Annotated in this window: 25 protein-coding genes; 14 read left to right on the top strand and 11 right to left on the bottom strand. The window is 60.2% G+C overall.

The genetic code is table 11. From position 1 onward, the window contains the following. Positions 1-75: 75 nt before the first annotated feature. Together rnd and AF71_RS08875 are read right to left on the bottom strand one after the other, a co-directional pair. Complete coding sequence (gene rnd, locus AF71_RS08880; protein ID WP_113470730.1) at positions 76-1221, bottom strand: ribonuclease D; 1146 nt, start codon at positions 1219-1221, stop codon at positions 76-78. Positions 1222-1304: 83 nt separating this feature from the next. Further along, complete coding sequence (locus AF71_RS08875; RefSeq protein ID WP_169681046.1) at positions 1305-2696, bottom strand: multicopper oxidase family protein; 1392 nt, start codon at positions 2694-2696, stop codon at positions 1305-1307. Positions 2697-2964: 268 nt separating this feature from the next. Between AF71_RS08875 and aspS the strand changes: the two genes are divergently transcribed. Continuing rightward, on the top strand, positions 2965-4755 hold the full coding sequence (gene aspS / locus AF71_RS08870; protein ID WP_113470731.1) for an aspartate--tRNA ligase: 1791 nt from the start codon (positions 2965-2967) through the stop codon (positions 4753-4755). Positions 4756-4814: 59 nt separating this feature from the next. Here aspS and AF71_RS08865 read toward each other — a convergent pair whose 3' ends face one another. After that, entirely contained in the window at positions 4815-5981 is a 1167-nt protein-coding gene (locus AF71_RS08865) for a serine hydrolase domain-containing protein (RefSeq protein ID WP_169681044.1), read from the bottom strand. Between the two features lie 66 nt (positions 5982-6047). On the opposite strand from AF71_RS08865, the gene AF71_RS08860 reads away from it, so the two are divergent. Then, entirely contained in the window at positions 6048-6692 is a 645-nt protein-coding gene (locus tag AF71_RS08860) for a TetR/AcrR family transcriptional regulator (protein ID WP_018859187.1), read from the top strand. 80 nt (positions 6693-6772) lie between these two features. On the opposite strand, the gene AF71_RS08855 is transcribed toward AF71_RS08860, so the two are convergent. Next, on the bottom strand, positions 6773-7960 hold the full coding sequence (locus tag AF71_RS08855) for a hypothetical protein (RefSeq protein WP_169681042.1): 1188 nt from the start codon (positions 7958-7960) through the stop codon (positions 6773-6775). A gap of 236 nt (positions 7961-8196) precedes the next feature. On the opposite strand from AF71_RS08855, the gene parC reads away from it, so the two are divergent. Both parC and AF71_RS08845 read left to right on the top strand, forming a co-directional pair. Continuing rightward, the gene (parC, locus tag AF71_RS08850) at positions 8197-10452 is read left to right on the top strand and encodes a DNA topoisomerase IV subunit A (protein ID WP_169681040.1); all 2256 of its coding nucleotides are present in this window, start codon (positions 8197-8199) and stop codon (positions 10450-10452) included. A gap of 132 nt (positions 10453-10584) precedes the next feature. Next, the gene (locus AF71_RS08845) at positions 10585-11118 is read left to right on the top strand and encodes an SRPBCC domain-containing protein (protein WP_018116890.1); all 534 of its coding nucleotides are present in this window, start codon (positions 10585-10587) and stop codon (positions 11116-11118) included. On the opposite strand, the gene AF71_RS08840 is transcribed toward AF71_RS08845, so the two are convergent. The 4 genes from AF71_RS08840 to hemB form a co-directional block, all read right to left on the bottom strand. Further along, on the bottom strand, positions 11057-11944 hold the full coding sequence (locus AF71_RS08840; RefSeq protein WP_018859191.1) for a DMT family transporter: 888 nt from the start codon (positions 11942-11944) through the stop codon (positions 11057-11059). The genes AF71_RS08845 and AF71_RS08840 overlap by 62 nt on opposite strands. Further along, the gene (locus tag AF71_RS08835; protein ID WP_018116892.1) at positions 11945-12721 is read right to left on the bottom strand and encodes an arginyltransferase; all 777 of its coding nucleotides are present in this window, start codon (positions 12719-12721) and stop codon (positions 11945-11947) included. A 179-nt stretch (positions 12722-12900) separates the two neighbouring features. Next, positions 12901-13359: an RDD family protein gene (locus AF71_RS08830; RefSeq protein ID WP_018116893.1), complete on the bottom strand. Its 459-nt coding sequence runs from the start codon at positions 13357-13359 to the stop codon at positions 12901-12903. A 75-nt stretch (positions 13360-13434) separates the two neighbouring features. Further along, the gene (gene hemB / locus AF71_RS08825; RefSeq protein ID WP_018116894.1) at positions 13435-14448 is read right to left on the bottom strand and encodes a porphobilinogen synthase; all 1014 of its coding nucleotides are present in this window, start codon (positions 14446-14448) and stop codon (positions 13435-13437) included. Positions 14449-14583: 135 nt separating this feature from the next. Between hemB and AF71_RS08820 the strand changes: the two genes are divergently transcribed. The 7 genes from AF71_RS08820 (at position 14584) to AF71_RS08790 (ending at position 21291) form a co-directional block, all read left to right on the top strand. Next, entirely contained in the window at positions 14584-15021 is a 438-nt protein-coding gene (locus AF71_RS08820) for a DUF6163 family protein (protein WP_169681039.1), read from the top strand. Positions 15022-15151: 130 nt separating this feature from the next. Beyond that, complete coding sequence (locus AF71_RS08815; protein WP_018116896.1) at positions 15152-15667, top strand: MarR family winged helix-turn-helix transcriptional regulator; 516 nt, start codon at positions 15152-15154, stop codon at positions 15665-15667. Between the two features lie 624 nt (positions 15668-16291). Then, the gene (locus AF71_RS08810) at positions 16292-17596 is read left to right on the top strand and encodes a L,D-transpeptidase family protein (RefSeq protein ID WP_018859192.1); all 1305 of its coding nucleotides are present in this window, start codon (positions 16292-16294) and stop codon (positions 17594-17596) included. A 177-nt stretch (positions 17597-17773) separates the two neighbouring features. After that, the gene (gene glyA, locus AF71_RS08805; RefSeq protein WP_018859193.1) at positions 17774-19072 is read left to right on the top strand and encodes a serine hydroxymethyltransferase; all 1299 of its coding nucleotides are present in this window, start codon (positions 17774-17776) and stop codon (positions 19070-19072) included. A 9-nt stretch (positions 19073-19081) separates the two neighbouring features. Next, positions 19082-19558 carry a transcriptional regulator NrdR gene (nrdR, locus tag AF71_RS08800; protein ID WP_007531462.1) on the top strand — a complete coding sequence of 159 codons (477 nt, stop codon included), beginning with the start codon at positions 19082-19084 and terminating at the stop codon, positions 19556-19558. A 3-nt stretch (positions 19559-19561) separates the two neighbouring features. Then, positions 19562-20671, top strand: coding sequence for a bifunctional diaminohydroxyphosphoribosylaminopyrimidine deaminase/5-amino-6-(5-phosphoribosylamino)uracil reductase RibD (gene ribD / locus AF71_RS08795; protein ID WP_169681037.1), 1110 nt, complete (start codon positions 19562-19564; stop codon positions 20669-20671). Continuing rightward, positions 20671-21291 carry a riboflavin synthase gene (locus AF71_RS08790; RefSeq protein ID WP_169681035.1) on the top strand — a complete coding sequence of 207 codons (621 nt, stop codon included), beginning with the start codon at positions 20671-20673 and terminating at the stop codon, positions 21289-21291. Before ribD ends, AF71_RS08790 begins: the two co-directional genes overlap by 1 nt. On the opposite strand, the gene AF71_RS08785 is transcribed toward AF71_RS08790, so the two are convergent. The 3 genes from AF71_RS08785 to AF71_RS08775 form a co-directional block, all read right to left on the bottom strand. Continuing rightward, positions 21254-21790 carry a GNAT family N-acetyltransferase gene (locus tag AF71_RS08785; RefSeq protein ID WP_169681033.1) on the bottom strand — a complete coding sequence of 179 codons (537 nt, stop codon included), beginning with the start codon at positions 21788-21790 and terminating at the stop codon, positions 21254-21256. The two genes, AF71_RS08790 and AF71_RS08785, sit on opposite strands and share 38 nt — an antisense overlap. 25 nt (positions 21791-21815) lie before the next feature. Continuing rightward, positions 21816-22319 carry a cupin domain-containing protein gene (locus AF71_RS08780; protein ID WP_018859197.1) on the bottom strand — a complete coding sequence of 168 codons (504 nt, stop codon included), beginning with the start codon at positions 22317-22319 and terminating at the stop codon, positions 21816-21818. 99 nt (positions 22320-22418) lie between these two features. Further along, a complete protein-coding gene (locus AF71_RS08775) occupies positions 22419-22769 on the bottom strand; it encodes a hypothetical protein (RefSeq protein ID WP_169681031.1) in 351 nt (116 codons plus the stop codon). Positions 22770-23101: 332 nt separating this feature from the next. Here AF71_RS08775 and AF71_RS08770 point away from each other — a divergent pair, with 332 nt between their 5' ends. The 3 genes from AF71_RS08770 (at position 23102) to AF71_RS08760 (ending at position 26386) form a co-directional block, all read left to right on the top strand. Continuing rightward, on the top strand, positions 23102-23557 hold the full coding sequence (locus AF71_RS08770) for a 6,7-dimethyl-8-ribityllumazine synthase (protein WP_016553506.1): 456 nt from the start codon (positions 23102-23104) through the stop codon (positions 23555-23557). 3 nt (positions 23558-23560) lie between these two features. Beyond that, a complete protein-coding gene (gene nusB / locus AF71_RS08765) occupies positions 23561-24043 on the top strand; it encodes a transcription antitermination factor NusB (protein ID WP_018116902.1) in 483 nt (160 codons plus the stop codon). Positions 24044-24250: 207 nt separating this feature from the next. Next, on the top strand, positions 24251-26386 hold the full coding sequence (locus AF71_RS08760) for a sodium-translocating pyrophosphatase (protein ID WP_018859200.1): 2136 nt from the start codon (positions 24251-24253) through the stop codon (positions 26384-26386). Positions 26387-26440: the final 54 nt, after the last annotated feature.

Here is a 26440-nt window from a genome sequence, read left to right as displayed (position 1 = left end):
GCGCGCCAAGCCGGCGTTCTTGGATCAAATCGATCTGGCGATGACTATGCGCGAAAAAAGTCCGCTTGATGGCGCTTAGAGCGCCACCGTCTCCACTTTCTTGCCGACGAAGCGAAGAGCGACCTGGCCCTGGATAAGCTGCAGCGCCGGCTCGCCGAAAAGCTCCCGGCGCCAGCCGTGCAGCGCCGCGACTTCTGCCATTTCGCCTTCCGCTGCGATCCTGTCGAGATCCTCGCTGTTGGCAATGACCTTCGGCGCGACGCCATGTTTTTCCGAGATCAGCTTCAAAAGGACCTTCAGAAGTTCGGCGGCAGCGGCAGCACCTTCCGGCTGCTGCGTCTGCCGCGGGGCGTGCGGCATGTCGGCCTTTGGCAAGGCAAGGGCCGCATTGACGGCGTCGATGACAGCTACGCCGGCAGCCGATCGCTCCCAACCCTTGGGGATCGTTCGCAAGCGACCGAGCCCTTCGGCGTCCTTCGGCTGCTGCTGGGCGATCTCGTAAATCGCGTCATCCTTCAATACGCGTGAGCGCGGCACGTTGCGGGAGCGGGCCTCGCGCTCGCGCCAGGCGGCGACATATTTCAGGATGGCAAGCTCCTGCGGCTTGCGCAGGCGCATTTTCAGGCGCTGCCACGCATCATCAGGATGCATGTCATAGGTCTCGCGGGCCTCAAGGATATCCATCTCCTCCCGCAGCCAGGAGGAGCGGCCTTCGCGTTCCAGCTCGGCTTTGAGATAGCGGTAGACGTCGCGCAGATGCGTCACGTCGGCAAGCGCATAGTCCAGCTGCTTTTCAGAAAGCGGCCGGCGGCTCCAGTCGGTGAAGCGCGAAGACTTGTCGATCTGAACGCCCTTGGTGCGGCTGACCAGCTGATCATAGGAGACCGAGTCGCCGAAGCCACATACCATCGCGGCAACCTGCGTATCGAAGATCGGATGCGGGATCAGTCCGCCGCGGTTGTAGATGATTTCGATATCCTGGCGCGCGGCATGGAAGACCTTTAGGACGGCCGGATTGGCCATCAACTCGAAGAACGGTCGGAGGTCGAGACCCTTGGCGAGCGGGTCGACCAGCACCTCGGTCGTCGGGCTTGCCATCTGGATCAGGCAGAGTTCCGGCCAGAACGTCGTCTCTCGGAGAAACTCGGTGTCGATGGTAATGAATTCTGACTTGGCCAGCTCTTTGCAGGCCGCCTCCAAATCGGCGGTAGTTTCGATCATCTCAATTCATTCGCAGGATAGACATAGTTGAACCTTCCTTCTCCTTTCGGCCGGATATGTCAACTAGAACCCGCAAAGACCTATCAAACAACTCTAACATAACTGGTCATACCGGTCTTTTGATGTTCGATGATGTGGCAATGCAGCACCCAGTCGCCGAGATTGTCGGCCACGAAGGCGAGCTGCACCTTTTCGTCAGGCTGGACGAGATAAGTGTCGCTGACAAGGGGCGTGACATCCCGCGTCGATGACGACAGAACCGTAAAACTCATGCCGTGCAGGTGGATGGGGTGCGTGTGCGGCGTCACGTTTTCGAGCTGCAGGATGTAGCTTTTGCCAAGTTTCAGTTCTGCCAGGGGCGCAGTCGGGTCTGGCCCGTCACCCGGCCACGGCACTTTGTTGATGGCCCAGAAGTTGTAGCCCAGCGTGCCACAGATGCTGTCGGCCGCTCCGCTTTCTGCCGTGGCGCTGAGGACGAGCGGGATCTTCTCTGCGGAAGACAGGTCGGCTTTGGCCACAGGGTTCTCGCCGAGCGCGGCGAGATCGCCGACATTGCGCTTCAGCGATGTTCCGACGGCTCGAAGCTTGGCGATCGTCTTCGGTGTTGTACCGCGGATGTCTTCAAGCGCGGCAATGGCGCCTTCGCTATCCGGCATCCGCACGGCGAGATCGAGACGCTGGCCGGGGCCGATCAGCAGCAGATCGAGCGAGAAACGTTTTGGCACCGGATTGCCGTCGATTGCGATGATCGTCGCCTCGGCCCCTTGCATCCTCAACGAAAAGATGCGGGTGACGTCGGTCGCGGCGATCCGCAGCCGAACGAGGCCGCCGGCGGGCGCATCATACTGGGGCTCCTGACGCCAATTGGCTGTCCTGACAGTGCCGTAGGTGCCGCTCTTTGCCGCGTCGCGCGGGCGGAAAGCCGCAATGAACTGGCCATCGCCGCCGAGGCGCCAGTCGCGCAAGTTGAGCAATACCTCTGCGTCGAATTTGGGGTCGTCAGGATCCTCCACCACGAGAAGGCCTGTCATGCCGTGACCCATTTGCGTCAGCGTGTTGCAATGCGGGTGGTACCAGAAGGTGCCGGCATCCGGCGGGGTGAAGGCGTAGTCGAAGCTGTCGCCGGTATAGACGTAGGGCTGTGTCAGGAAGGGCACCCCGTCCATCTTGTTGGCGATTCTCAGACCGTGCCAGTGGATCGTAGTCGGCTCGTCGAGCGTATTCGTGAGCCTGGCAGCAAAAGGCTTCCCCTTCGTCATTCGCAAGATGGGCGGCATGCCGCCATCGCCCCAGGTCAGGATGTCCTTCGTGATGCCTGCGTCGGTGATACCAGCGGTCGTCCTCACGGCCTTCAGCACCTGCGGCGCGGGTGCAGCCTCCGCCAGCCCGAACTTGCCCGCGATCCCGATCCCTACGCCGTAGGCACCTGCGACTGCAGACGTTTTCAGCAGATTGCGGCGAGTGAGAAGAGGCATTTCGAGGCTCCACACGAACGATATCGCTCCTCTTTAAAGTTGACCGAGAGTTTCAGCAATATGGTGCGAGGCTGCTAAACTGCCGCACGGCTGTTCACCAGCACGGGGTTGCACCACGCTATAACCGCTCGCAAAGCGCAGGCTCGGTGCGCCAACCCTTGACAAATCAGACCGTCCATGCGCTTTTCCGCCCGATTTTCTTGTCGGTACGGGAGAGCCATCAGAGCCCCTTGCTGCCGTCTTAAGCCAAATACCGGGAATTGAGATTATGCATCGCTATCGCAGCCACACATGTGCAGCCCTCCGCAAGTCGGATGTCGGCGCGAACGTCCGGATTTCCGGCTGGGTCCATCGTGTTCGCGACCATGGCGGCGTTCTCTTCATCGATCTTCGCGACCACTACGGCATTACACAGGTCGTCGCCGATCCGGACTCTCCGGCCTTCAGGCAGGCTGAACTGGTTCGTGGCGAGTGGGTCATCCGCATCGACGGTCTCGTGAAGGCGCGCACCGAAGACACCGTCAACAAGAACATGGCAACCGGTGAGATCGAACTCTATGCGCAGGAGATCGAAGTTCTCTCCGCCGCCAAGGAACTGCCGCTGCCCGTTTTCGGCGAGCCCGATTATCCCGAAGACGTGCGCCTGAAGTACCGTTTCCTCGACCTGCGCCGCGAAACGCTGCACAAGAACATCGTCAAGCGCACGCAGGTGATCTCTGCCATGCGTCGCGAGATGGGCAATATCGGCTTCACCGAATACACGACGCCGATCCTGACGGCCTCCTCGCCGGAAGGTGCGCGCGACTTCTTGGTGCCATCACGCATTCATCCCGGCACCTTCTATGCCCTGCCGCAGGCGCCGCAGCAGTACAAGCAGCTGCTGATGGTTGCCGGCTTCGACCGCTACTTCCAGATCGCGCCGTGCTTCCGTGACGAAGACCCGCGCGCCGACCGCCTGCCGGGCGAGTTCTACCAGCTCGACCTCGAAATGAGCTTCGTCGAGCAGGAAGACATCTGGAACACCATGGGTCCGATGATGACCTCGATCTTCGAGGAATTTGCCGAAGGCAAGCCAGTCACCAAGGAATGGCCGCGTATTCCTTACGACGAAGCGATCCGCAAGTACGGTTCCGACAAGCCGGATCTGCGCAACCCGATCGTCATGGAAGCCGTCACCGATCACTTCGCCGGCTCTGGCTTCAAGGTCTTCGCAGGCATGATCGCCTCGAACCCGAAGGTCGAGATCTGGGCGATCCCGGCAAAGACCGGCGGCTCGCGCGCATTCTGCGACCGCATGAACGCCTGGGCGCAGAGCCAGGGCCAGCCCGGCCTTGGCTACATCTTCTGGAAGGAAGAAGACGGTAAGATCGGCGGCTCCGGCCCGCTCGCCAAGAACATCGGCGAGGAACGCACCGAAGCGATCCGCACGCAGCTTGGCCTTGATGCGGGCGACGCCTGCTTCTTCGTCGCCGGCGAGCCGTCCAAGTTCTACAAGTTTGCAGGCGAAGCCCGTACCCGCGCCGCCGACGAGCTGAACCTCATCGACCGCGACCGCTTCGAGCTGTGCTGGATCGTCGACTTCCCGTTCTTCGAATACAACGAGGAAGAAAAGAAGATCGACTTCGCCCACAACCCGTTCTCGATGCCGCAGGGCGGCCTCGACGCGCTGATGAACCAGGATCCGCTTGGCATCAAGGCCTATCAGTACGACGCGGTCTGCAACGGCTTCGAAATCGCTTCGGGCTCGATCCGTAACCAGTCGCCGGAAACTATGGTCGCCGCCTTCGAAAAGATCGGCCTCAGCCAGCAGGACGTGGAAGATCGTTTCGGCGGCCTCTACCGCGCCTTCCAGTACGGTGCGCCTCCGCACGGTGGTGCCGCTTTCGGCATCGATCGCATCGTCATGCTGCTCGTCGGCGCCAAGAACCTGCGCGAGATCTCGCTGTTCCCGATGAACCAGCAGGCGCAGGACCTTCTGATGGGCGCGCCGACCCCGGCAACGCCGACGCAGCTGCGCGAACTTGCGATCCGCCCGATCCCGCCGGTCAAGAAGGACTGAGGCAGAGTACATGATTGAAAAGAAGCCCGGCGCGCGTCGGGCTTCTTTTGTTTCTGGCTTCAGAGCGCTGTGTAGATCGCGTCGCGCAGATCCACCGTAAACTGCCCCCACATCCCCTCCAGTGCCGTATTCGTCAGCGCCACGACACTCAGGTTCTTTGTGGGATCGACAAACCAGCTGTGGCCGTAGGCGCCGCCCCAGCGGATCGTCCCCTTCGACCACGGCACCTGTGCGGCGACCGGATCGGTCACCACCGCCCAGCCGAAGCCGAAGCCGACGCCCGGATCGAGAGGCTGGCGCACGCCGTTCGCCTGATCCGCCATCATGGTCTTGACCGTCTCGGACGAGAGAAGCGGCGCGCCACCCTTGCGGATCGTCTCCAGAACCGCCAACACCTCGCCTGCCGTTCCCGCCATGCCGGCGCCGCCGGAATGATAGGAGTTCGGATCGAAGATGCGGTCCGGCGCGAAACGCACGAAACCGGTCAGCGCCCGCACGGACGCTTCCTTGCCCATCCGCTCCGGCTGCGGCGAGGCACTCATATAGGCGGCGGCCAGCCGATCCCGGTCGCGCACCGCAAAGGCGGTGTCAGCCAGGCCGAGTGGCTCGGTCACCAGTCTTGCCACCGCCTCGCCGAGCGAACTGCCGGTCTCTTTCTCGATGACGCCGCCGATGACATCGATGGCGAGCGAATATTGCCAGTTCGAACCGGGCGCGAAGAGAAGAGGGGCGCTCGCAAGCCGCTTCAGGTTTTCGGCAATCGGCAGGCCGGGCTGATCGAGGCCGTCGGAAATGCCGGCCCGGGCATAGGGGCCGTCTTCCTCGGTGAAGCCATAGCTGAGGCCGGATGTATGGGTGAGCAGATGCTGGATGACAATGACCGATTCCGTGCCGTCGGCAAGACGCGGGCGGAAATCCGGCAGCCATTTCGTCACTGGGTCGTCGAGGCCGATGCGGCCTTCCTCGACAAGCCGCATGGCGGCGATCGTGACGATCGGCTTGGTGATCGAGGCGAGCCGGAAGATCGTGTCCTCGGCCATGGCCTGTCCCCTTTCGCGGTCGGCCAGGCCGGCGGTGCGGCTATAGACGATATCACCGTCTTGGGCGATCAGGACCACCGCACCGACGAGGCGCTTTGCGGCGATGGTGCGGTCGATCACCGCATCGAGCGCGTTCGCGAAGCCGACTGTCTGCTGTGCATCCTGGGGTTCAAGGGGAAGACTCATCGGATCGAACCTCCTATAATCACAATGACCGTTCCTGAATAAACCGGATCGAGAAATATTTCTAGAGTGACCATTGTGAAAAATAATGACGGCACACAAGATAGCGGACAAAGAAAGCGCGGCCGCCCGCCGGCCTTCGATCGCGAAACGGTTCTTTCGGCCGCGCGCGACGTCTTCTGGGAGCACGGCTATGACGGCAGCTCGATTGCCGATCTGACCGCCTCGATGGGGATCACCCCGCAAAGCCTCTATGCGGCGTTCCGCTCGAAGGCGGAACTCTATCGCGAGGCGTTGAATCAGTACCGGCGCATGCCGCGGCCGAATCCCGGCAATCCGTTTGAAGAAAAGATCGATACGGTGTCGACGTTCAGGCGCTTCCTCGAGACATCGGCTGCCCTATTCACCGCCCCGGAACATCCCAAGGGGTGCATGATCTCCACTGCAGTTCTGAACTGTGCTTCCGAGAGCGGGGACATTGCGCACCACGTCTCGTCGTTGCGATTGCAGACGCTTGGCCTGTTCACCGCTCGCATCGAGCGCGGCATGAAGGAAGGGGATATCAGGCAGGATGCGAACGCCGGATCGCTTGCGCGCTTCCTCGGTGCGATCGTCCAGGGCATGTCGGTACAGGCGCGTGACGGTGCCACGACTGCAGAACTGCTGGAGATGGTCGGGCACGCTATGAACGAGCTACGCCGCTACGCCGCCTAACCGGCAGCGACCACCTTGCAAAAACAAAGAAACCCGGCGGGCAACTGCACGCCGGGTATCAAAAACTCGAGCTCGGCGCATCAGTCGTTCGCCGAAACCTTGACCCCAAGCACCTGCGGCAGCGTGTTCGGTGCGCCCATGGCAGCGCCCATGATCATCGGGAACGGAACGGGCTTCGCCGGTGCGGCGGCAAGCGTCAGGCTCTTCGGGTTGTCGAGGAAGGTGTTGACGGCTGCCGATATGGCGTTCTGCAGCTCCGGAATGTTGAGCTGTGCCAGCATGATCGGCGTCATTGCCTTCAGCGAGTCCGCCATCTGCTGGCCGGAAATGTTCTGCTGGCCACCGGCGTAGTCGAGCGCACGCTTGGTGATGGAAGCGTCGTCGAAGCGGATCCGGGCGCTCTCGAACGACAGCTGCTGCATTAGCCCGAGCATCGAGAGACCGAGGGCCTGCTGCGCCTCTTCCTTGTTCTGGTTCGCTTCGGCCTGCTTGGCGGCTTCCTGCAGAGACTTCACGAAGGGCATCGTATAGCCGGAGATCTTGAAGGCCAGGTTCAGCTTGCCGACGTTGTTGAAGTCGAAGGCGAACTCGGAAACGTCGATCGTGCCGGGCGTCAGGTCCCAGGCGCCCTTCATCGTGATGTCGCCCTGGATATGCTGGAGGGCAAGCTTCTCGATTGCTTCCTTGCTCTGTGCGTCGCTTGCCTTGCTGATATCGGCCTTCAAGCCCTTGAAGGCACCATCGAAATCGAAGCCGGAGTCATCTTCGCGAAGCGTCAGATTGAGGTCGCTTTCGGCGAGAGAGAACAATTCCTCTCCATTCTGGACAACCTTCACGGGGCCGCTGTGGGCATTTTCGTAGAGGAGCATTGCGTCGAGCCCTTCGCCCTTCGGATCCGCGGGGATCGAAATGCCGCTCAGGGTCAGGTCGGATGCCGTGAAGGTGGAGCCTTCACTCGTGGCGCTGACGTTCGGGAAGGATGCTTCCTCGACATAGTAGCTGCCATCCTCGTCTGCTTCTACGCCGGTCATGGTGATGTCGCCGATGGACACCGCTTCGCCGCTGTTTGGTTTGAAGCTTGCCTTCTTCAGCGTCACGGTGGTTCCGTTGACATCGACGCCGTCGGCAACGATCGTACCGCCCTGCTGGCTATAGGCTGCGTTGATCTTCTTCAGCAGATCCTGGCCGTCGAGCGCGAAAGCCGAGCCGGCGAGAGAAAGAAAGGCGACGCTCGAAAGCATCAGCCGTGTCGTCCGGTAAAAAGTCATTTGGGTCCTCTGGTGGCGGCGTTGTGCGGCGAGCGAGAATTCGCCGTCGGTCTATTGTGGTTCGGTCGTGGTTTATATTTGCGGATTTCTAAATTTGTGTTGAAGGGAAAACGAAACAACGACGAAATTCAGGCAAAGCGTCTCGGGTCATTCTTTTCTCGTACGCCAAGACTTCATCCACAGCCGGAATGCCCGGATTCCTTGCTCAAAACAACCATCTCGGCTAGTCAGGACATATGGGACAAGAGATTTTGCCGCCCTCTGGCGGAGACGACGACAGTATCCTTCCGGTCGATTTGAAGGCGGCGCTTGAAGAGCGTTACTTGGCCTATGCGCTATCGACGATCATGCATCGTGCGCTCCCTGACGTGCGCGACGGCCTGAAGCCGGTGCATCGCCGCATCATTCACGCCATGAGCGAAATGGGCATTCGGCCCAATTCCGCGTTCAAGAAATGTGCTCGCATCGTCGGCGATGTCATCGGTAAGTTCCATCCGCATGGCGACCAGTCTGTCTACGATGCGCTCGTGCGTCTCGCGCAGGATTTCTCACAGCGTTACCCTGTCGTCGACGGGCAGGGAAATTTCGGCAATATCGACGGCGACAGCGCTGCCGCCTATCGATACACCGAAGCGCGCATGACGGATGTGGCCGGCCTCTTGCTTGAGGGTATCGATCAGGACGCGGTCGATTTCCGCCCGACCTACAACGAGGAAGACGAAGAACCGGTCGTCCTGCCGGGCGCCTTTCCGAACCTGCTGGCGAATGGCTCGTCGGGCATTGCAGTCGGCATGGCGACGTCCATTCCGTCGCACAATGTCCACGAACTCTGCGACGCGGCCCTCCATCTCATCAAGCATCCCGATGCTACCGTCGAGAAGCTGGTCGAGTTTATTCCCGGTCCGGATTTCCCGACCGGCGGCATCATCATCGATGGCCGTGAAAGCATCATCGAGGCCTATAAGACTGGCCGTGGCGGTTTCCGTACACGCGCCAAGTGGGAGACCGAGGATCTTGGCCGCGGCGGTTATCAGATCGTCGTCACCGAAATCCCGTTCCAGGTACAGAAGTCCCGCCTGATCGAAAAGATCGCCGAACTTCTCTTGGCGCGCAAGCTGCCCTTGCTCGAGGACATTCGCGACGAGTCCGCCGAAGATGTCCGCGTCGTGCTGGTGCCGAAGAACCGGACGGTCGATCCGACGATCCTCATGGAATCGATGTTCAAGCTGACGGAACTGGAAAGCCGCTTCCCGCTGAACATGAACGTTCTCTCCATGGGCCGCATCCCGCGCGTCATGGCGTTGAACGAGGTCCTGAAGGAGTGGCTCGACCATCTCCGCGAAGTGCTGCAGCGCCGCTCGCGCTTCCGCCTGGCGGCCATTGACCGCCGCTTGGAAATCCTCGGCGGCTTGCTGATCGCCTACCTCAACATCGATGAGGTCATTCGCATCATCCGCGAAGAGGACGAGCCGAAGCCGGTGATGATCGCGCGCTGGTCCCTGACCGACAATCAGGTCGAAGCGATCCTCAACATGCGGCTGCGGTCGTTGCGCAAGCTCGAGGAGTTCGAGATTCGCACCGAGTTCGACGAACTCACCAAGGAGAAGGGCGAGATCGAGGCACTGCTGGCATCGGAAGAAAAGCAGTGGCAGACCGTCGCCTGGGAAATCGGCGAAGTGAAGAAGAAGTTCGCCAAGGCGACCGAGCTCGGTCGTCGCCGCACCCAGTTCGCCGACGCGCCGGAAGCCGACGAGCAGGCTATCCAGCAGGCGATGATCGAGAAGGAGCCGATCACCGTCGTCGTCTCCGAAAAGGGCTGGATACGCGCTCTGAAGGGGCACATCTCCGACACCGCGACCCTGACCTTCAAGGAAGGCGACGCGCTGAAGGTTGCCTTCCCTGCGCAGACGACCGACAAGATCCTGATCATCACCACCGGTGGCAAGGCCTACACACTTGGCGGCGACAAGCTGCCCGGCGGTCGAGGTCATGGCGAACCGCTGCGCATCATGATCGATATGGACAACGATCAGGACGTCCTGACCGCCTTCGTTCACGATCCTGCCCGCAAGCAGATGATCGTCTCGACGGCGGGCAACGGCTTCGTTGTTGCCGAGACCGACATGGTCGCCAATACCCGCAAGGGCAAGCAGATAATGAATGTCTCCATGCCTGATGAGACGAAGCTGATCGTTCCCGTCAGTGGCGACTATATCGCTGTCGTCGGCGACAATCGCAAACTGCTCGTCTTCCCGCTGTCGCAGGTCCCGGAAATGGGTCGCGGCAAGGGCGTCCGCCTGCAGCGCTACAAGGATGGCGGCATTTCCGACGTACGCTGCTTCGCAATATCAGACGGCCTCGTCTGGGAAGACAGCGCGGGCCGCACCTTCACGAAGAACAAGGACGAGCTTGCCGAATGGCTTGGCGATCGTGCCACCGCTGGTCGGACCGTTCCGAAAGGCTTCCCGCGCAGCGGTAAGTTTGCCGGCTAAGCGAAAATAATTCTGCGCCTCGCTCTTGGCGAGCGGGGCAACTCCTCTACTTCTGGCCAGTAATCACAACATGGACAGACGTCATTCCGCAGGCGGACGGAATGATCGAGTGTGGTGCTCCTGGAGAGTGCCATGTCCGATCACGGAGGATTGTTGATGAGTGCTTGCAATACCATCACTTTGAACGTTGCGCATACATTCAATGCCTCGCCCTGCGCCGTCTACGACGCATGGCTGAACCCTCAGATCGCCAAACGCTTCCTTTTCGCAAGCGACGAAGGCCGCGTTATCCGAGCCGACATCGATCCAAAGGTCGGCGGACATTTTCTCGTCATCGACCGACGTCCGACAGGCGATGCGGTGCATTACGGCGTATTTCTCGAATTGCGCCGACCGCGGCGGATGGTCTTCTGCTTCTCGGCAGCCGAGCATGATCACAATGCGGATCGAATACAGATCGACATCGAACCGCTCGCCGAAGGCACGCGGTTGACGCTCTCGCACGAAATGTGCGCCCAATGGGGCCAGTTCGAAGAAGAGACGCGGAAGGGCTGGGTCCACGTCATGCAGGGGCTCGAGCGCGAACTCGATGCGATGCAGGTGGTCAGTGTGCCAGAGATTGTCGCGCAGGCTTCCGCCGAACCATCCAAAGCGAGTGCAGCATAATCGCGCAGACCAGGATCGTGCCGCCTACGAGCGTCATCGTCGGTGGGGCTTCCGCGAAGATCAGCCATATCCAGATCGGAGCCAGGATGGTTTCGAGCAGATAGAACATGCCGACTTCGGGCGCGGAGAGATAGCGTGGTCCGGTAGCTAGGCACCAAAAGGCGACCGGCATCAGAAGCGTACCGTTGAGGATGATCCAGGCGGGATGCTCTATGGCTAGCCCGACCGGCAGGGCCTTTGCAAAGCCGAGGGCCGCCGGCAGGGCGGCGGCAAGCAAGGGCACGAAGCCCATTTCCCGACGCGACGCCCGGGCAATGGTTATCGCCGATGCGAGGATAAAGGCGCTGAGAAGTGCCATGGCATCGCCGAAGAGATGGCCGCCGGCCAATCCATCATGCACGATCAGGCCAACACCGAACACCATGACCGCCATGGTGACGAGCGTGGATGCCGTAGGACGTTCCTTGAGAAAAATCCATGACAAGAGAGCGCCGAACATCGGATTGAACGCGACGATAAAAACCACATTGGCCGTCGCCGTGTTGAAGACGGCAAGCAGGAAGGTCAGCGTCGAGCAGCCGTAGAGCAGTCCCGTCGCAAGGCCGTGCCTGCCGGGCACGAGCACGGGCCATGCTCCCTTGGCGTATCTGATAAGACAGATCACCAGCAGCGCGGCGGCGACCGTCGTGATGCTGCGCATGCCCAGGATCGACCACATGTCGCCGTGAGCAAGCCGCACCAGTGGAATGTCCATGGAAAGAGCCAAGCCGCCGATTGCCGTCAGCAGCAGGCCTTTCCGATGATCGGAAAGGGAGGGGAGGAGCATTTAGTAGCGCGGGCTTTCGGGCAATACGGAGGGATCGAAACGTTCCCAGCCGCGCGAAGTCAGATGCTCCTGCGGCTGGAAGCGAGTCTTGTAGTCCATTTTCCTCGACCCTTGAACCCAGTAGCCGAGGTAGACGTGTGGAAGACCCAAGGCCTTTGTGCGCCTGATGTGATCAAGGATCATGAACGTGCCAAGGGAGCGGCGATCCATGTCAGGGTTGAAGTAGGAATAAACCATGGACAGGCCATCGCTCATGGTATCGGTCAGGGCGGCGGCCAAGAGCTCGCCGGTCGGGCGCTCTTCCAGGCCCGTCCCTTCCTTTCGAAGCCGATACTCGATGATTTTGGTGTTCACATGGGTGTCTTCGACCATGATGGCATAGTCGAGCACCGTCATGTCGGACATTCCGCCCTGCTGGTGGCGAAAATCGAGATAGCGTCGGAACAGCGAATATTGTTCGCTGGAAGGTTGGGCAGGGAATTCCGTGGAGATGATGTCGGCGTTCGTTGCCAGCACGCGCTTCATCGACTTCGTCGGCAGGAATTCCTGTGCGAGGATGCGCACGGAAATGCAGGCGCGGCAGGCCTCGCAGGCCGGACGATAGGCGATGTTCTGCGACCGGCGAAAGCCGCCCTGTGTCAGGATATCGTTCATCTCCGCTGCGCGGGGACCGACGAGATGCGTGAAGACCTTACGTTCCATCTCGTTGGCCAGATAGGGGCACGCAGCCGGAGCAGTCAGGTAGAACTGCGGTGATGGCGTCGTCTGCGTATTCATCTGTTGCGGAGATTTCCTTTGGTTCGCTGCTTATCTGACAGGATGACTTAAGAATAAAAAACGTCAACAGCGGGGCCGTTCTCCTGCCCGATGTCGCGCGTCATACTTTTGGATATGGCGTCGAAAGGCTCCCGGCAAAGGTCGGGAGCAGCGTTTATTTTAGCTTGTGGCGAGCCTGATCAGGCGGTGCGTACCGTGACGGTGCCAACCAGAAAATCGTGGATCAACCGGCTGCGTTCGGTGAACAGGCCAACCAGCAGAATCAGCGGCGTCAGGACTGAGTTCAGGATCCAGAAAAGCGCCAGGTGAACGATGGCCGTCAGGAAGTCCATCGGCTGCCCGTCGACGCGGATGATGGCAATGCCCATTGCGCGCATGCCGAATGAGGCCTGCTGGGAACCGCCCACCGTAAAGCCGAAATACAGGCCTGCAACGATCACGAACAGCGCCGGGTAGAGAAAGAATCCGAGCCCCAGTGTGACGATCGACAGGAAGAAAAGAATGACCGCCGCCGGTATGCAGAGCAGCAGAATGATCACGTAGTCGAGGATGAATGCGAAGACACGACGGCTCAGCGTGCCGCTATAGGCGCGCCAGTCGTCCGGTGCAGCATAGAGCGGATTGGGCGTGAGCGTCATCGTTACGGTCTCCTTTCGAGAAAGCGATGCCGCTGATATGGTATCGCTTCCCTCAAATGCAATATTGGCGCGCAATCAGCGCCTGGCTAGGATTCTTGCCACCTCGACTGCAAAGTAGGTGAGGACGCCGTCGCAGCCCGCACGCTTGAACGAGAGCAGGGTTTCCAGCATGGCGCGCTCGCCGTCGATCCAGCCGTTCATCGCGGCCGCCTTGATCTGCGTGTACTCCCCCGAAACCTGATAGGCGAAGGTCGGCAGACCGAAGGCTTCCTTCATGCGCCAGCAGATGTCGAGATAGGGCAGGCCCGGCTTGACCATCAGCATGTCGGCACCTTCCTCCACGTCAAGCGCGGCGTCGCGGATGGCTTCGGTGCCGTTTGCCGGATCAATGTAGTAAGTCTTCTTGTCACCCTTGAGCAGACCGCCGGTGGAGATCGCCTCGCGGTAGGGGCCATAGAATGCCGAGGCGAATTTGGTGGCGTAGCTCATAATACCAACATTCTGGTGCCCGGCAGCGTCAAGGGCGCGGCGGATGGCGCCGATTCTGCCGTCCATCATCTCCGACGGCGAAATGATGTCAGAGCCGGCATCGGCCTGCATGACGGCCGCGCGCGCAACCTGATCGACCGTCTCGTCGTTGACGATCTCGCCCTGTCGCAGGATCCCGTCGTGGCCATGGCTCGTGAAGGGGTCAAGCGCGACGTCGGTGATGACACCGATATTGGGCACCGCCTTCTTGATTGCGATTGTCGCTTGGTTGATCAGATTGTTGGTTTCAAGACTGTTCGAGCCTGTTTCGTCGCGCAGTTCCATTTCGATGTTCGGGAAGGTCGCGATCGCAGGGATGCCGAGATCGGCCGCTTCCTTGGTGGCTTCGACCAGCCTATCCACGCTCATGCGGTTGACGCCGGGCATCGCCGGGATCGCTTCGACGATGCCCGTGCCGGGAACGACGAAAACCGGCCAGATCAGGTCGTCGACCGTCAGGCGGTTCTCCTGCACGAGGCGCCGCGTCCAATCGGCCTTGCGATTGCGGCGCATGCGCCGATGGCCGGTAATCTCGTCGACGAGATGGGTCTTGTCCTGCATGGTGGTTTCCAGCTTTCTGCCATTCCAATTGTCGAAGCGCTCATTATCATGGCGTGGCCGAAATCCAAACCGGACGATTGGCCGCAATGGAGGAGGCGCTGGCGAAGTCGCAACGGCAACCCTATTGTTTGAGACATGGACGCTGATTCTCCGACGATACCTAAGCGGACGCTGACCAGCGTTCTCTTCATCCTGTTCCTGCGGCTTGTCGCCGTTTCCTGCTTCTGGTTCGGATTGCAGTATTGGGCGATGCTCGTCGGCTATTCGCTGGTCGGGGCAGGGCGCTTCGATCTGCTCAGCCTTCCGTGGAAGGTCGCAAGCACCAGCCTCGCCGTTCTCTTCCCCGTCGCCTCTCTCGGTCTATGGCTGGCCGTCTCCTGGGGGCCGGTTATCTGGGTGCTCGCGGCAGGCGGACAGATCATCATGTACGCCTTCATGCCGGAGGTTTTCGGGTCCAACCGGCTGATCGTTTTGCTGCATGCCGCGGTCGTCCTGGTCTACCTGGGATTCCGTGTTGCGCTCTGGTACGAAAAGCGCAAGCGGCGCCGGCAGGTAAGCGTTGATTTACCCTGATACATCTAGGGTTTCCGGTAAGGCACTGTTAAGCCTGCGGTTTAAGTAGAATTTTATTTGTATTCGATAGGGTCTGTCTCAAGGCGGGAAGAAAACCAACACCGCCAAACAAAACAGTGAGGCAGTCATCATGAACACGAAAATCAAGCCGCAGGCGGTATCGAACTTCCGTGACCAGCAGGAACAAGGCATCCGTGATCTTTACATGGAATCCCTTCATCTTGTTGAACGTCTTCACCGCCGTCTCCTCGACGTCATCAAGGACGAGTTCGACCGCCAGGGTCGCAGCGACGTCAATGCCGTCCAGGCACTTCTTCTCTTCAACATCGGCAACTCCGAGCTCACCGCCGGCGAACTTCGCTCCCGCGGTTACTACCTGGGTTCCAACGTTTCCTACAACGTCAAGAAGCTTGTCGATCTCGGCTTCATCAACCATCAGCGCTCGCGCATCGACCGTCGCTCGGTCCGCATCAGCCTGACGGAAGCGGGTCAGGACATCGCTGAAACCGTCGCCAAGCTCTATGAACGTCACGTCGGCTCGATCGACAAGGTTGGCGGCATCGGCTCCGACGAATTCACGCAGATGAACAAGCTGCTTACCCGTCTGGACCGCTTCTGGAACGACCAGATCCTCTATCGCCTGTAATCTCGTAAGCCAACTTCCCTGCTGGCTTATCGGACCTCCAAGGCACGAAAGGGCGCAACGGTATTCCGTAGCGCCTTTTCGCCGTTAGCAGCGTCTAGCTGCCGGGCTGCGTACTCGGTCGCCGACTTGGACAATGACCTCCGCGACGAGCTTGGGGTTTCCCGGGAATCACGCGACGCGGTCGCGACGTCAGCTCTATTTGTTGCAGGCAGTGGGCGGACCGGACGCGCGTAATCCGCGCCTTGTCTGCGAGGTCGTGACATCTTTGCAACGCATGGCAGGCAAGCATAATCGACTGTATTCAAGCCGTTTTTTAGCCGCTATTAACCGCCACATTTCTGTGGATGGATATGGTTCTTTGCGCATCGCCCGCGACCGACGGTTGAGTGTGGTGCAGGGCGACACGAATTGGCCATATTAGCATGTCAGCGGAAATACACGGCAAAGGGCGCTTCCCAAATTGAGGTCTGACAACCTCGCGCTCCCTGCTCGCAATCATGTGATCGCCGGCAGAGAGATTGTGCGATGCGCCGTAGCGACGGGTTGATAGAGAGATCTGCGTTCTCGCAGGGATAGCGAAGGCTGCCGGTCTCTCAAGCGGCGGCAATTTAGTGGTTGGGATGAATGTCGAAGAAAATCGGTACTGAAGCTTTCTCTCGTCGGGCGTTTCTGACGTCTGCGGCAATGGTTGGCGCGGGCGCATTGGCGGCCCCCGCACTCGCGCAATCGGCGATCGACTCGCTCATTAATGCTCCACAACGCGGCGATTGGGACGATCAGTTCGATGCGAAGGCTGCGTCCCGCACCGCAACGGCTGTCGTTTCCAACACGCCGATTCTCGGGCCGCAGTCGGTGCCGAGCATCCAGCAGGCAATCGCCCAGTATCAGCAGATCGCTTCGGCTGGCGGTTGGCCCGAAGTCAGCCCAAGCCAGCAGCGCTTGCAGATCGGCGTGACCGACCCGGCCGTCCAGAGCCTTCGCCAGCGTCTTGCCATCACAGGCGACCTACCGCGCGAGGCTGGCATGTCTTCGGCGTTTGATTCCTATGTCGACGGCGCCGTCAAGCGCTTCCAGGCGCGCCACGGCCTTCCGGCCGACGGCGTCATCGGCGAGTTCACCTTGAAGGCCATGAACATTCCGGCCGATGTTCGTCTGCAGCAGCTGAACACCAACCTCATCCGCATCCAGACCTTCCCGGAAGAGCTCGGACGCCGCCACGTGATGGTTAACATTCCGGCCGCCTACGTCGAGGCCGTGGAAGACGGCAGCGTTGCGACGCGCCACGCTGCGGTCGTTGGCCGTCTCAGCCGTCCGACGCATCTCGTCAACTCGAAGATCTACGAAGTTATCCTCAATCCTTATTGGACGGCACCGCGCTCGATCGTCGAAAAAGACATCGTACCGCTGATGCGCAAGGACCCGACCTATCTCGAGAAGAATGCCATTCGCCTGATCGACGGAAAGGGCAACGAGGTGGCGCCGGAAACGGTGGACTGGAATGCCGAGAAGGCTCCGAATTTCATGTTCCGTCAGGACCCGGGCAAGATCAACGCCATGGCGTCCACGAAGATCAACTTCTACAACAAGAACGGCGAGTATATGCATGACACGCCGCAGCAGGGTCTCTTCAACAAGCTGATGCGCTTTGAGTCCTCGGGCTGTGTTCGCGTCCAGAACGTTCGCGATCTGACGACGTGGCTGCTGCGCGAGACCCCGCCGTGGTCGCGTCAGCAGATGGAGCAGGTCATCACGACCCGCGTCAACACGCCGATCAAGCTCGCCGAAGAAGTGCCGGTTTACTTCGTCTACATTTCCGCCTGGGGCATGCCGGATGGCGTCGTGCAGTTCCGCGACGATATCTATCAGCTCGACGGCAACGCCGAGCTTGCGCTCGACACGACCGCAACCACGGAGCAGCCGGTTCAATAAGTCAATTGGATCGCGTTTGATTTTGAAGAAACCGCGCCTCTCTGGCGCGGTTTTTTGTTGTCCTGTCGGGCATAGAACGCGCGGCGCGTAGATTGCCTAGCAAATGTCGTTCTCCGTATTGCCCTTGAAAGGGCGGGGCGCTAATACCTTCGCGCATTCCAGTTGAGGAGCCCGCTCATGACCAATGCCTCCACCCAGACCTTCTTCAATCGCTCGCTTGCCGATACCGATCCGGAAATCTTCAGCGCGATTGGCAAGGAACTCGGCCGCCAGCGGCACGAGATCGAACTCATCGCCTCGGAAAACATCGTTTCCCGCGCGGTGCTGGAAGCCCAGGGCTCCATCATGACGAACAAGTATGCCGAAGGCTATCCGGGCAAGCGCTACTATGGCGGCTGCCAGTTCGTCGATATCGCTGAAGAACTGGCGATCGAACGCGCCAAGAAGCTCTTCGGTGTCAACTTCGCCAACGTTCAGCCGAACTCCGGTTCGCAGATGAACCAGGCAGTGTTCCTTGCACTGCTGCAGCCGGGCGACACCTTCATGGGCCTCGACCTCAACTCGGGCGGTCACCTGACGCACGGTTCCCCGGTCAACATGTCCGGCAAGTGGTTCAACGTCGTGTCCTATGGCGTGCGCGAAGGCGACAACCTGCTCGACATGGACGAAGTTGCCCGCAAGGCCGAAGAGCATAAGCCGAAGCTGATCATCGCCGGCGGCACCGCTTACTCCCGCATCTGGGACTGGAAGCGCTTCCGCGAGATCGCTGACTCGGTCGGCGCCTACCTGATGGTCGACATGGCGCACATCGCCGGTCTCGTCGCCGGTGGCCAGCATCCGTCGCCGTTCCCGCACTGCCACGTTGCCACGACGACGACCCACAAATCGCTGCGTGGTCCCCGCGGTGGCGTGATCCTGACGAACGACGAAGATCTGGCGAAGAAGTTCAACTCGGCCGTCTTCCCCGGTCTGCAGGGTGGTCCGCTGATGCACATCATCGCCGCCAAGGCCGTCGCCTTCGGTGAAGCGCTGGAGCCGGAGTTCAAGGACTACGCCGCGCAGGTCGTCAAGAACGCCAAGGCGCTTGCGGAAACCCTGATCGCCGGCGGCCTCGATGTCGTCTCCGGCGGCACCGACAACCACCTGATGCTCGTCGATCTTCGCAAGAAGAACGCGACCGGCAAGCGTGCCGAAGCAGCCCTCGGCCGCGCCTACATCACCTGCAACAAGAACGGCATCCCGTTCGACCCTGAGAAGCCATTCGTAACTTCGGGTGTGCGCCTCGGCGCGCCAGCCGGCACGACGCGTGGCTTCAAGGAAGCGGAATTCAAGGAAATCGGCAACCTCATCGTTGAGGTTCTCGACGGCTTGAAGGTCGCCAACTCCGACGAGGGGAACGCAGCCGTGGAAGCAGCCGTTCGCGGCAAGGTGGTCGAGCTGACCAACCGCTTCCCAATGTATGATTACATGGGCTAAGGATAGCGCATGCGCTGCCCATTCTGCGGATCGGAAGACACACAGGTCAAGGATTCACGCCCGGCGGAGGACAATACGTCCATCCGCCGCAGGCGTATTTGTCCCGATTGCGGCGGTCGTTTCACGACCTTCGAGCGCGTGCAGCTGCGCGAGCTGATGGTGTCGAAGAAGACCGGCCGCAAGGTACCGTTCGACCGCGACAAGTTGGTGCGATCTTTCGAGATCGCACTGCGCAAGCGTCCCGTCGACCGCGACCGCATCGAACGTGCGGTATCCGGCATCGTTCGACGGCTTGAAAGCTCCGGCGAAGTCGAGATCAGCTCCGAGCAGATCGGCCTTCAGGTGTTGGAAGCATTGAAGAGCCTAGATGATGTTGGCTTCGTTCGCTATGCCTCTGTCTATCGGGATTTTTCGCATGCCGAGGATTTCGAGAAAGTCATTTCCGAGATCAACGCCAAGATCGCCCGCGATCCCCTGGACAACTAGCTCATGAGCGCTTCGGAAGACGACGCGCGTTTCATGGAAGAGGCGATCCGCCTGGGTCTCCTGCATCTCGGCCAGACATCTACCAATCCTTCCGTCGGCTGCGTGATCGTGCGTGACGGTCAGATCGTCGGCCGTGCAGTGACGGCAGTCGGCGGGCGTCCCCATGCCGAACCGCAGGCCCTGGCCGAAGCCGGCGAACTGGCGCGCGGCGCCACCGCCTATGTCACGCTCGAACCCTGCTCGCATTACGGCAAGACACCACCCTGCGCGGAGGCGCTGATTGCCTACGGCATTGGTCGTGTGGTGATAAGCGTCACCGATCCGGATCCGCGTGTCTCGGGCAGGGGCATTGCCATGCTGCGCGATGAGGGGATCGAGGTCGAGTCAGGAATTCTCGAAAAGGAAGGCAAGCGTTCGCTTGCTGCTTACCTCACACGGCAGACGAAGAACCGGCCCTATGTGACTCTCAAGCTTGCGGTTTCCGCTGACGGCATGATCGGAAAAAAGGGCGAGGGGCAGATTGCGATCACCGGGCCTGCGGCACGGGTAGAGGTGCAGAAGCTGCGCGCCGAAACCGATGCGATTCTGGTTGGGATCGGGACTGCGATCGCCGATGATCCCTTGCTCACCGTTCGCACGCCTGGACTTGAGGCCCGCTCACCGGTTCGTGTCGTGCTCGATGAAGATCTCTCTTTGCCCTTGGACAGCAAGCTGGTCGCTACGGCCAAGCAGGTGCCATTGATCGTCGTCGCGGCCGAACCGCCCCGCTTCGACAATAGCGAGGACGAGGCCTTTCTCGCACGACGAGACGCTTTGGATCAGGCTGGCGTCGAAGTGGTCCAATGCAGTCCCTACCGGCCCGACCAACTGCTGCCTGCACTAGCATCGCGCGGAATTTCTTCGCTTGTCATCGAAGGCGGCGCGCGGACGGCGAAGCTTTTCCTGGATGCCGGTTACATCGACCGCATCCTCCTCTATCAAGGCCCTGCGGTGATCGGGCAGGACGGTATTGAATCGCCGGTCCAGAAGACCGATATGCCATCGGGATTCCTGCACAGGGGCACCTTCATGTTTGGCGACGATCGCCTGGACGAATACGAAAGAGAGCTTTGATGTTTACCGGAATTGTCACCGACGTCGGCAAGATCGAATCTGTTTCCCCATTGAAGGAAGGCATCAAGCTGCGTGTCGCCACTGCCTATGATCCGGCGACCATCGACATGGGCGCCTCGATCTCGCACTCCGGTATCTGCCTGACGGTGACCGGCCTGCCCGGCGAGGGCAGCAACGGCCGCTGGTTCGAGGTCGAAGCTTGGGAAGAGGCTCTGCGCCTGACGACGATCGGGACGTGGAAGGAAGGTACCCGCATCAATCTCGAGCGCTCGCTGAAGATCGGCGACGAACTCGGCGGCCACATCGTTTCCGGTCATGTTGATGGCAAGGCCGAGATCCTCTCGGTGACGGAAGAGGGCGATGCGACGCGCTTTCGCCTGCGTGCGCCTGAGCATCTCGCCAAGTTCGTTGCACCTAAGGGCTCCATCGCTCTGGATGGCACGTCGCTCACCGTCAACGCGGTGGACCGTACCGATTTCGACGTCCTGCTGATCCGTCACACGCTTGAGGTCACGACCTGGGGCGAACGCAAGGCAGGCGACTTCGTCAATTTCGAAGTCGATACCATGGCGCGCTATGCCGCTAGGCTGGCGGAGTTCCCGACCGCGAAAGCAGAATAACCTCTCCATTATAGTTGCATCGCTGGACTTCGCGAAAGCCGAGCTTGTGCGCCAGGCGCAGCGAGGGATCGTTCCCCGGGTCGATAATGCAGGTCATTGGCTTGGAGGGGAACCGCTCTTCCGCCCAGGCGATCAGCGCCGTGAGCGCTTCGCTGGCGTAGCCGTGCCCTTGCGCGAAGGGCATCAGTCCCCAACCGGTCTCCAGAGTGCCTTCCGTGGAAACGGGGTGCATATCCCGTTTCATATCGAGGAAGCCTGCTTCCCCGATGAAACGCCCTGACTGCTTTTCCTCGATCGCCAGAAATCCGAAACCTATGTGATGCCACATGCCGGCGACACGCAGCATGCGTGCCCAGGCCTGTTCGCGGGTGGAGGGGACACCTCCGATGAAGCGCACCACCGCTTCGTCGCTCCACATCGTCATATAGTCAGAAAAATCGTCAACGGTGTGCGGACGTAGCAGCAGTCGCGCCGTCTCGATGGTAGGAATGCTGGTCATCTTGAAGTGTTCCCTCGGATGGAGGTCAAGCACCCGGCTCGCCGTCCCAGTAGTCCAGCTTGCCATGCTCGCTGCCGATAAAGCGAAAGCGGTTCGCTTGTCCCTCGTCGCGATTGGTCTTGGCGAGAAACTTTCCGGAATCGGGATATTCGACAATCTCGGTTTTCGCCATTGTCGAAATGCCGAGGTAGATCAGAGGCGTCGAACCAGTGTTGATGATCTGGTGGGCGGTCTCTTGTCCCCCGGCTGGAGCGCCGAGCGTGTCACCCTTCCGGATCGGATAGCGATCAGGACCGAAACGATATTCGCCGGTGCCTTCGATGACGAAAAACAGCTCATCCTCCACGTGATGGTTGTGGAATGGACAGCTGGATTTGCCGGGCGGGACCTCGTTGTAGCTTATGCCGAGACCTGCAAGGCCGAGAAGCGAGCCGAATGAGACATCCGTCCCTTCGTACAGATCCCCTTGCTTCCAGTGCTCAAGCTTCAAATCAGCGACGTTGATGACGGGCTTCGATACGCCGGACATTGTCTTCTCCTGTTTCCGGAGAAAAGGCATCATCCTGCGAGAAAATACAACCCGCAAAGCATCGTGACGGGCGACAGTCTTCCGCTGTCGCCCTTGACCTTATCGATAGTAGACCGTGATACCGCCGTTCGCGGCCTGATCAGCGTTGACGATGTTCCCGAGCAGCACACCTCTGGCGTTGAGCTGATGCATAAGGGGTTTGTTGACGGCAATGGCCGCACGGATCACTTGGATGTCGTGGACACTGTGTGCGGCAAATGAATTGGGCGCTCCGATATTTTTCGAACTGCCGTGGTCGGCCACCTGCCGAATATCGAGATTTGCGCCGCTGAAGCTGCGGAGCGTTCGTTCGATGCCCGACGGGGTCGTCATGTCGAGACTTTCGGCACGGCTGGCATCTGCAAAGGCAAGGGTAGCGACTGCGGAGGCGATGGCTGCAATGCGATTCATGGGGTATCCTTTCATCTGCTCTGACGATCGACCGTCGGCAGTGGATCGTCAGCGTTACGCAGATGAAATTGGTAATCGGGTCATCCGCCTTCAATTCATAAGTATCTGGAATTTAGTCACATATTGTTCATGCGAATTGCCCTTCATTTGCCATCTTCGAGGCGCCGGTCCGACGCCGGCACAAAATGACGCAAGAATTGCCCGCTCCGCCGTTGCCGGGATTCCGGATTCGGCATCCAACCATGGTCGGAATTTGCTTGCCATTCGGGTCGCGGCGTGTTTTGACCGCGGCCTGCCGAATGGTGAAGTCCTCTAGCTACTGAAGGTGAAGCATGGCGCGAGAAACCGCTCCCCACATTTTGATCGTCGAAGCACGCTTCTACGACGACATGGCCGATGCCCTGCTTGAAGGCGCGACCTTCGCCTTGAAAGAGGCGGGCGCGACCTATGAGGTCGTCACCGTTCCGGGCGCTCTCGAGATTCCGGCGGCGATTGCCATGGCGCTCGACGGAGCAGATAATGAGGGCACGCAGTATGATGGGTACGTCGCCCTCGGTATGGTCATCCGCGGCGAGACCTACCATTTCGATATCGTGTCGAACGAATCCTCTCGCGCGCTGATGGATCTGGCCGTGAGCGAATCCCTTGCCATTGGTAATGGCATTCTGACTGTTGAGAATGACGATCAGGCCTGGGCTCGCGCCCGCCGTTCGGACAAGGACAAGGGCGGATTTGCCGCCCGCGCAGCTCTTACGATGATAGAGCTGAAGAAGAAGTTGGGTGCATAACGAATGAACAACGAGAACTCGGAGCGTCCGGTCAAGGCTGCAAACCAGCGAGGTGCTGCGCGCCTTGCTGCCGTTCAGGCGCTCTACCAGATGGATATTGGCGGCACCGGCGTGCTGGAGATCGTGGCTGAATACGAGGCGCATCGCCTGGGCCAGGAACTTGACGGTGAGACCTATTTGAAGGCCGACCCCTCCTGGTTCCGCTCGATCGTATCAGGCGTCGTGCGGGAGCAGCGTCGCCTTGACCCAATGATTGCGTCCGCCTTACAGGACGACTGGGCGCTGTCGCGTCTCGATAGCACGGTCCGCGCGATCCTCCGTGCCGGCGTCTTCGAGATTCTCGAACGCAAGGATGTTCCCGTTGCGGTCATCGTGACGGAATACGTCGAAATCGCTCAGGCCTTCTTCAGCGACGATGAGCCGAAGCTCGTCAACGCCGTGCTTGACCGCATCGCAAAGCAGGTGCGCGGCGAAGCCAAGAAGTAGCGTTCTGCCGGGTCGGCAGGCCCGACCTCCAAGAATCCTCCGTTCCCATTGTGCTGCAAGGGCTTTTGGCTCTTACGGGCTTGACGCGCCGTTTTCCTCCACGCAATCTCCGCCCGGCGTTGCAGCATTTCTGTGGGAGGAAATCGAGTCGGCGTATTCGCAGCCGGAGAGGGAGTGAGCTCCGGCTCTTTTGGAGGAAAGAGCGAAATGAGCATTCTTTTATGGGTAATAGCATGCGGTCTGCTCTCGGTGGTCTATGCCATCTGGGCAACCCGGTCGGTGCTTGCCGCCGATCAGGGTAACAAGCGCATGCAGGAAATTGCAGGCTATATTCGTGAGGGTGCGCAGGCCTATCTGACGCGCCAGTATAAGACCATCGCAATCGTCGGCATCGTCGTTTTCATTGCAGCCTGGCTGCTGCTCTCCGGCACGGCTGCAATCGGCTTCCTCATCGGCGCTGTTCTGTCAGGCGCTGCTGGCTTCATCGGCATGCATGTCTCGGTGCGCGCCAATGTTCGCACGGCGCAGGCGGCATCCCAGAGCCTGGCCGCCGGACTTGAGATTGCATTCAAGTCGGGTGCCATCACCGGGCTTCTGGTGGCCGGTCTCGCGCTCCTTGGCGTGTCGATCTACTACTACGTGCTGACTGTCGTGCTTGGGCACGAAGGCAGCTCTCGCGAAGTCATCGATTCCCTCGTCGCGCTTGGCTTCGGTGCGTCGCTGATTTCGATCTTCGCCCGTCTCGGCGGTGGCATCTTCACCAAGGGCGCTGACGTCGGCGGTGACCTCGTCGGCAAGGTCGAAGCGGGTATCCCGGAAGATGATCCGCGCAACCCCGCGACAATTGCCGATAACGTCGGCGACAACGTCGGCGATTGCGCTGGCATGGCAGCTGACCTTTTCGAAACCTACGCCGTATCCGTCGTCGCGACCATGGTTCTCGCCGCAATCTTCTTTGCCGGCGCACCCGTTCTTGAATCGGCGATGCTCTACCCGCTTGCGATCTGCGGCGCCTGCATCATCACCTCGATCATTGGTACGTTCTTTGTCAAGCTCGGCAGCAATGGCTCGATCATGGGCGCCCTTTACAAGGGTCTCATCGTCACCGGCCTGCTGTCGATCATCGGCCTTGGCGCAGCGACATCACTAACCATCGGCTGGGGTTCGATTGGCTCGGTCGGTGGCGAGGACATTACCGGCACGCATCTCTTTGTCTGCGGTCTGATCGGCCTGCTCGTCACAGCACTGATTGTTGTCATCACCGAATATTACACCGGCACCAACAAGCGCCCAGTCAATTCGATCGCCCAGGCCTCTGTGACCGGCCATGGCACGAACGTCATCCAGGGTCTTGCGGTGTCGCTGGAATCGACAGCCCTCCCGGCGATTGTCATCGTCGGCGGCATCCTGGCGACTTATCAGCTCGGCGGCCTTTTCGGCACCGGCATCGCGGTTACCGCCATGCTCGGCATTGCCGGCATGATCGTTGCTCTCGACGCTTTCGGTCCGGTGACGGACAATGCCGGTGGCATTGCGGAAATGTCCCACCTGCCGCCGGAAGTACGCAAGTCGACCGACGCGCTCGACGCAGTCGGCAATACGACGAAGGCCGTTACCAAGGGCTATGCGATCGGTTCCGCTGGCCTCGGCGCCCTGGTTCTGTTTGCGGCCTATTCCTACGACCTCAAATACTTTGCCGCCAACGGCGACAAGTACCCTTATTTTGCAGGTATTGGCGACATCTCCTTCGATCTTTCCAATCCTTACGTCGTTGCCGGACTGATCTTCGGTGGTCTCATTCCTTATCTCTTCGGTGGCATCGCGATGACCGCCGTCGGCCGCGCGGCCGGCGCAATTGTCGAAGAGGTTCGCCGTCAATTCAAGCAGAAGCCCGGCATTATGGCAGGGACCGAGCGTCCAGACTATGGCAGGGCGGTTGACCTGCTGACCAAGGCAGCCATCCGCGAGATGGTCATTCCTTCGCTTCTGCCGGTTCTTGCCCCGATCGTCGTCTACTTTGGCGTATTGATCATCTCGGGCTCGAAGGCTTCCGCTTTCGCGGCGCTGGGCGCATCGCTGCTCGGTGTTATTATCAACGGCCTGTTCGTCGCGATCTCGATGACCTCGGGTGGTGGCGCGTGGGACAATGCCAAGAAATCCTTCGAGGACGGCTTCGTCGACAAGGACGGCGTTCGCCATATGAAGGGCTCCGACGCGCATAAGGCATCGGTGACCGGCGACACGGTCGGCGACCCCTACAAGGATACGGCTGGTCCTGCCGTTAACCCGGCGATCAAGATCACCAACATCGTCGCTCTTCTGCTTCTCGCCGTCCTGGCTTGAGGCACATCGCCGAAACTAAAAACCCGCCGGAGCGATCCGGCGGGTTTTTCTTTG

The sequence above is a fragment of the Rhizobium sp. 57MFTsu3.2 genome (genome assembly GCF_012932765.1).
GTDB classification, from domain to species: Bacteria; Pseudomonadota; Alphaproteobacteria; order Rhizobiales; family Rhizobiaceae; genus Rhizobium; species Rhizobium altiplani.
Note: the sequence above shows the minus strand (reverse complement) of the source record. Positions and strands in the feature narration are given on the sequence as shown.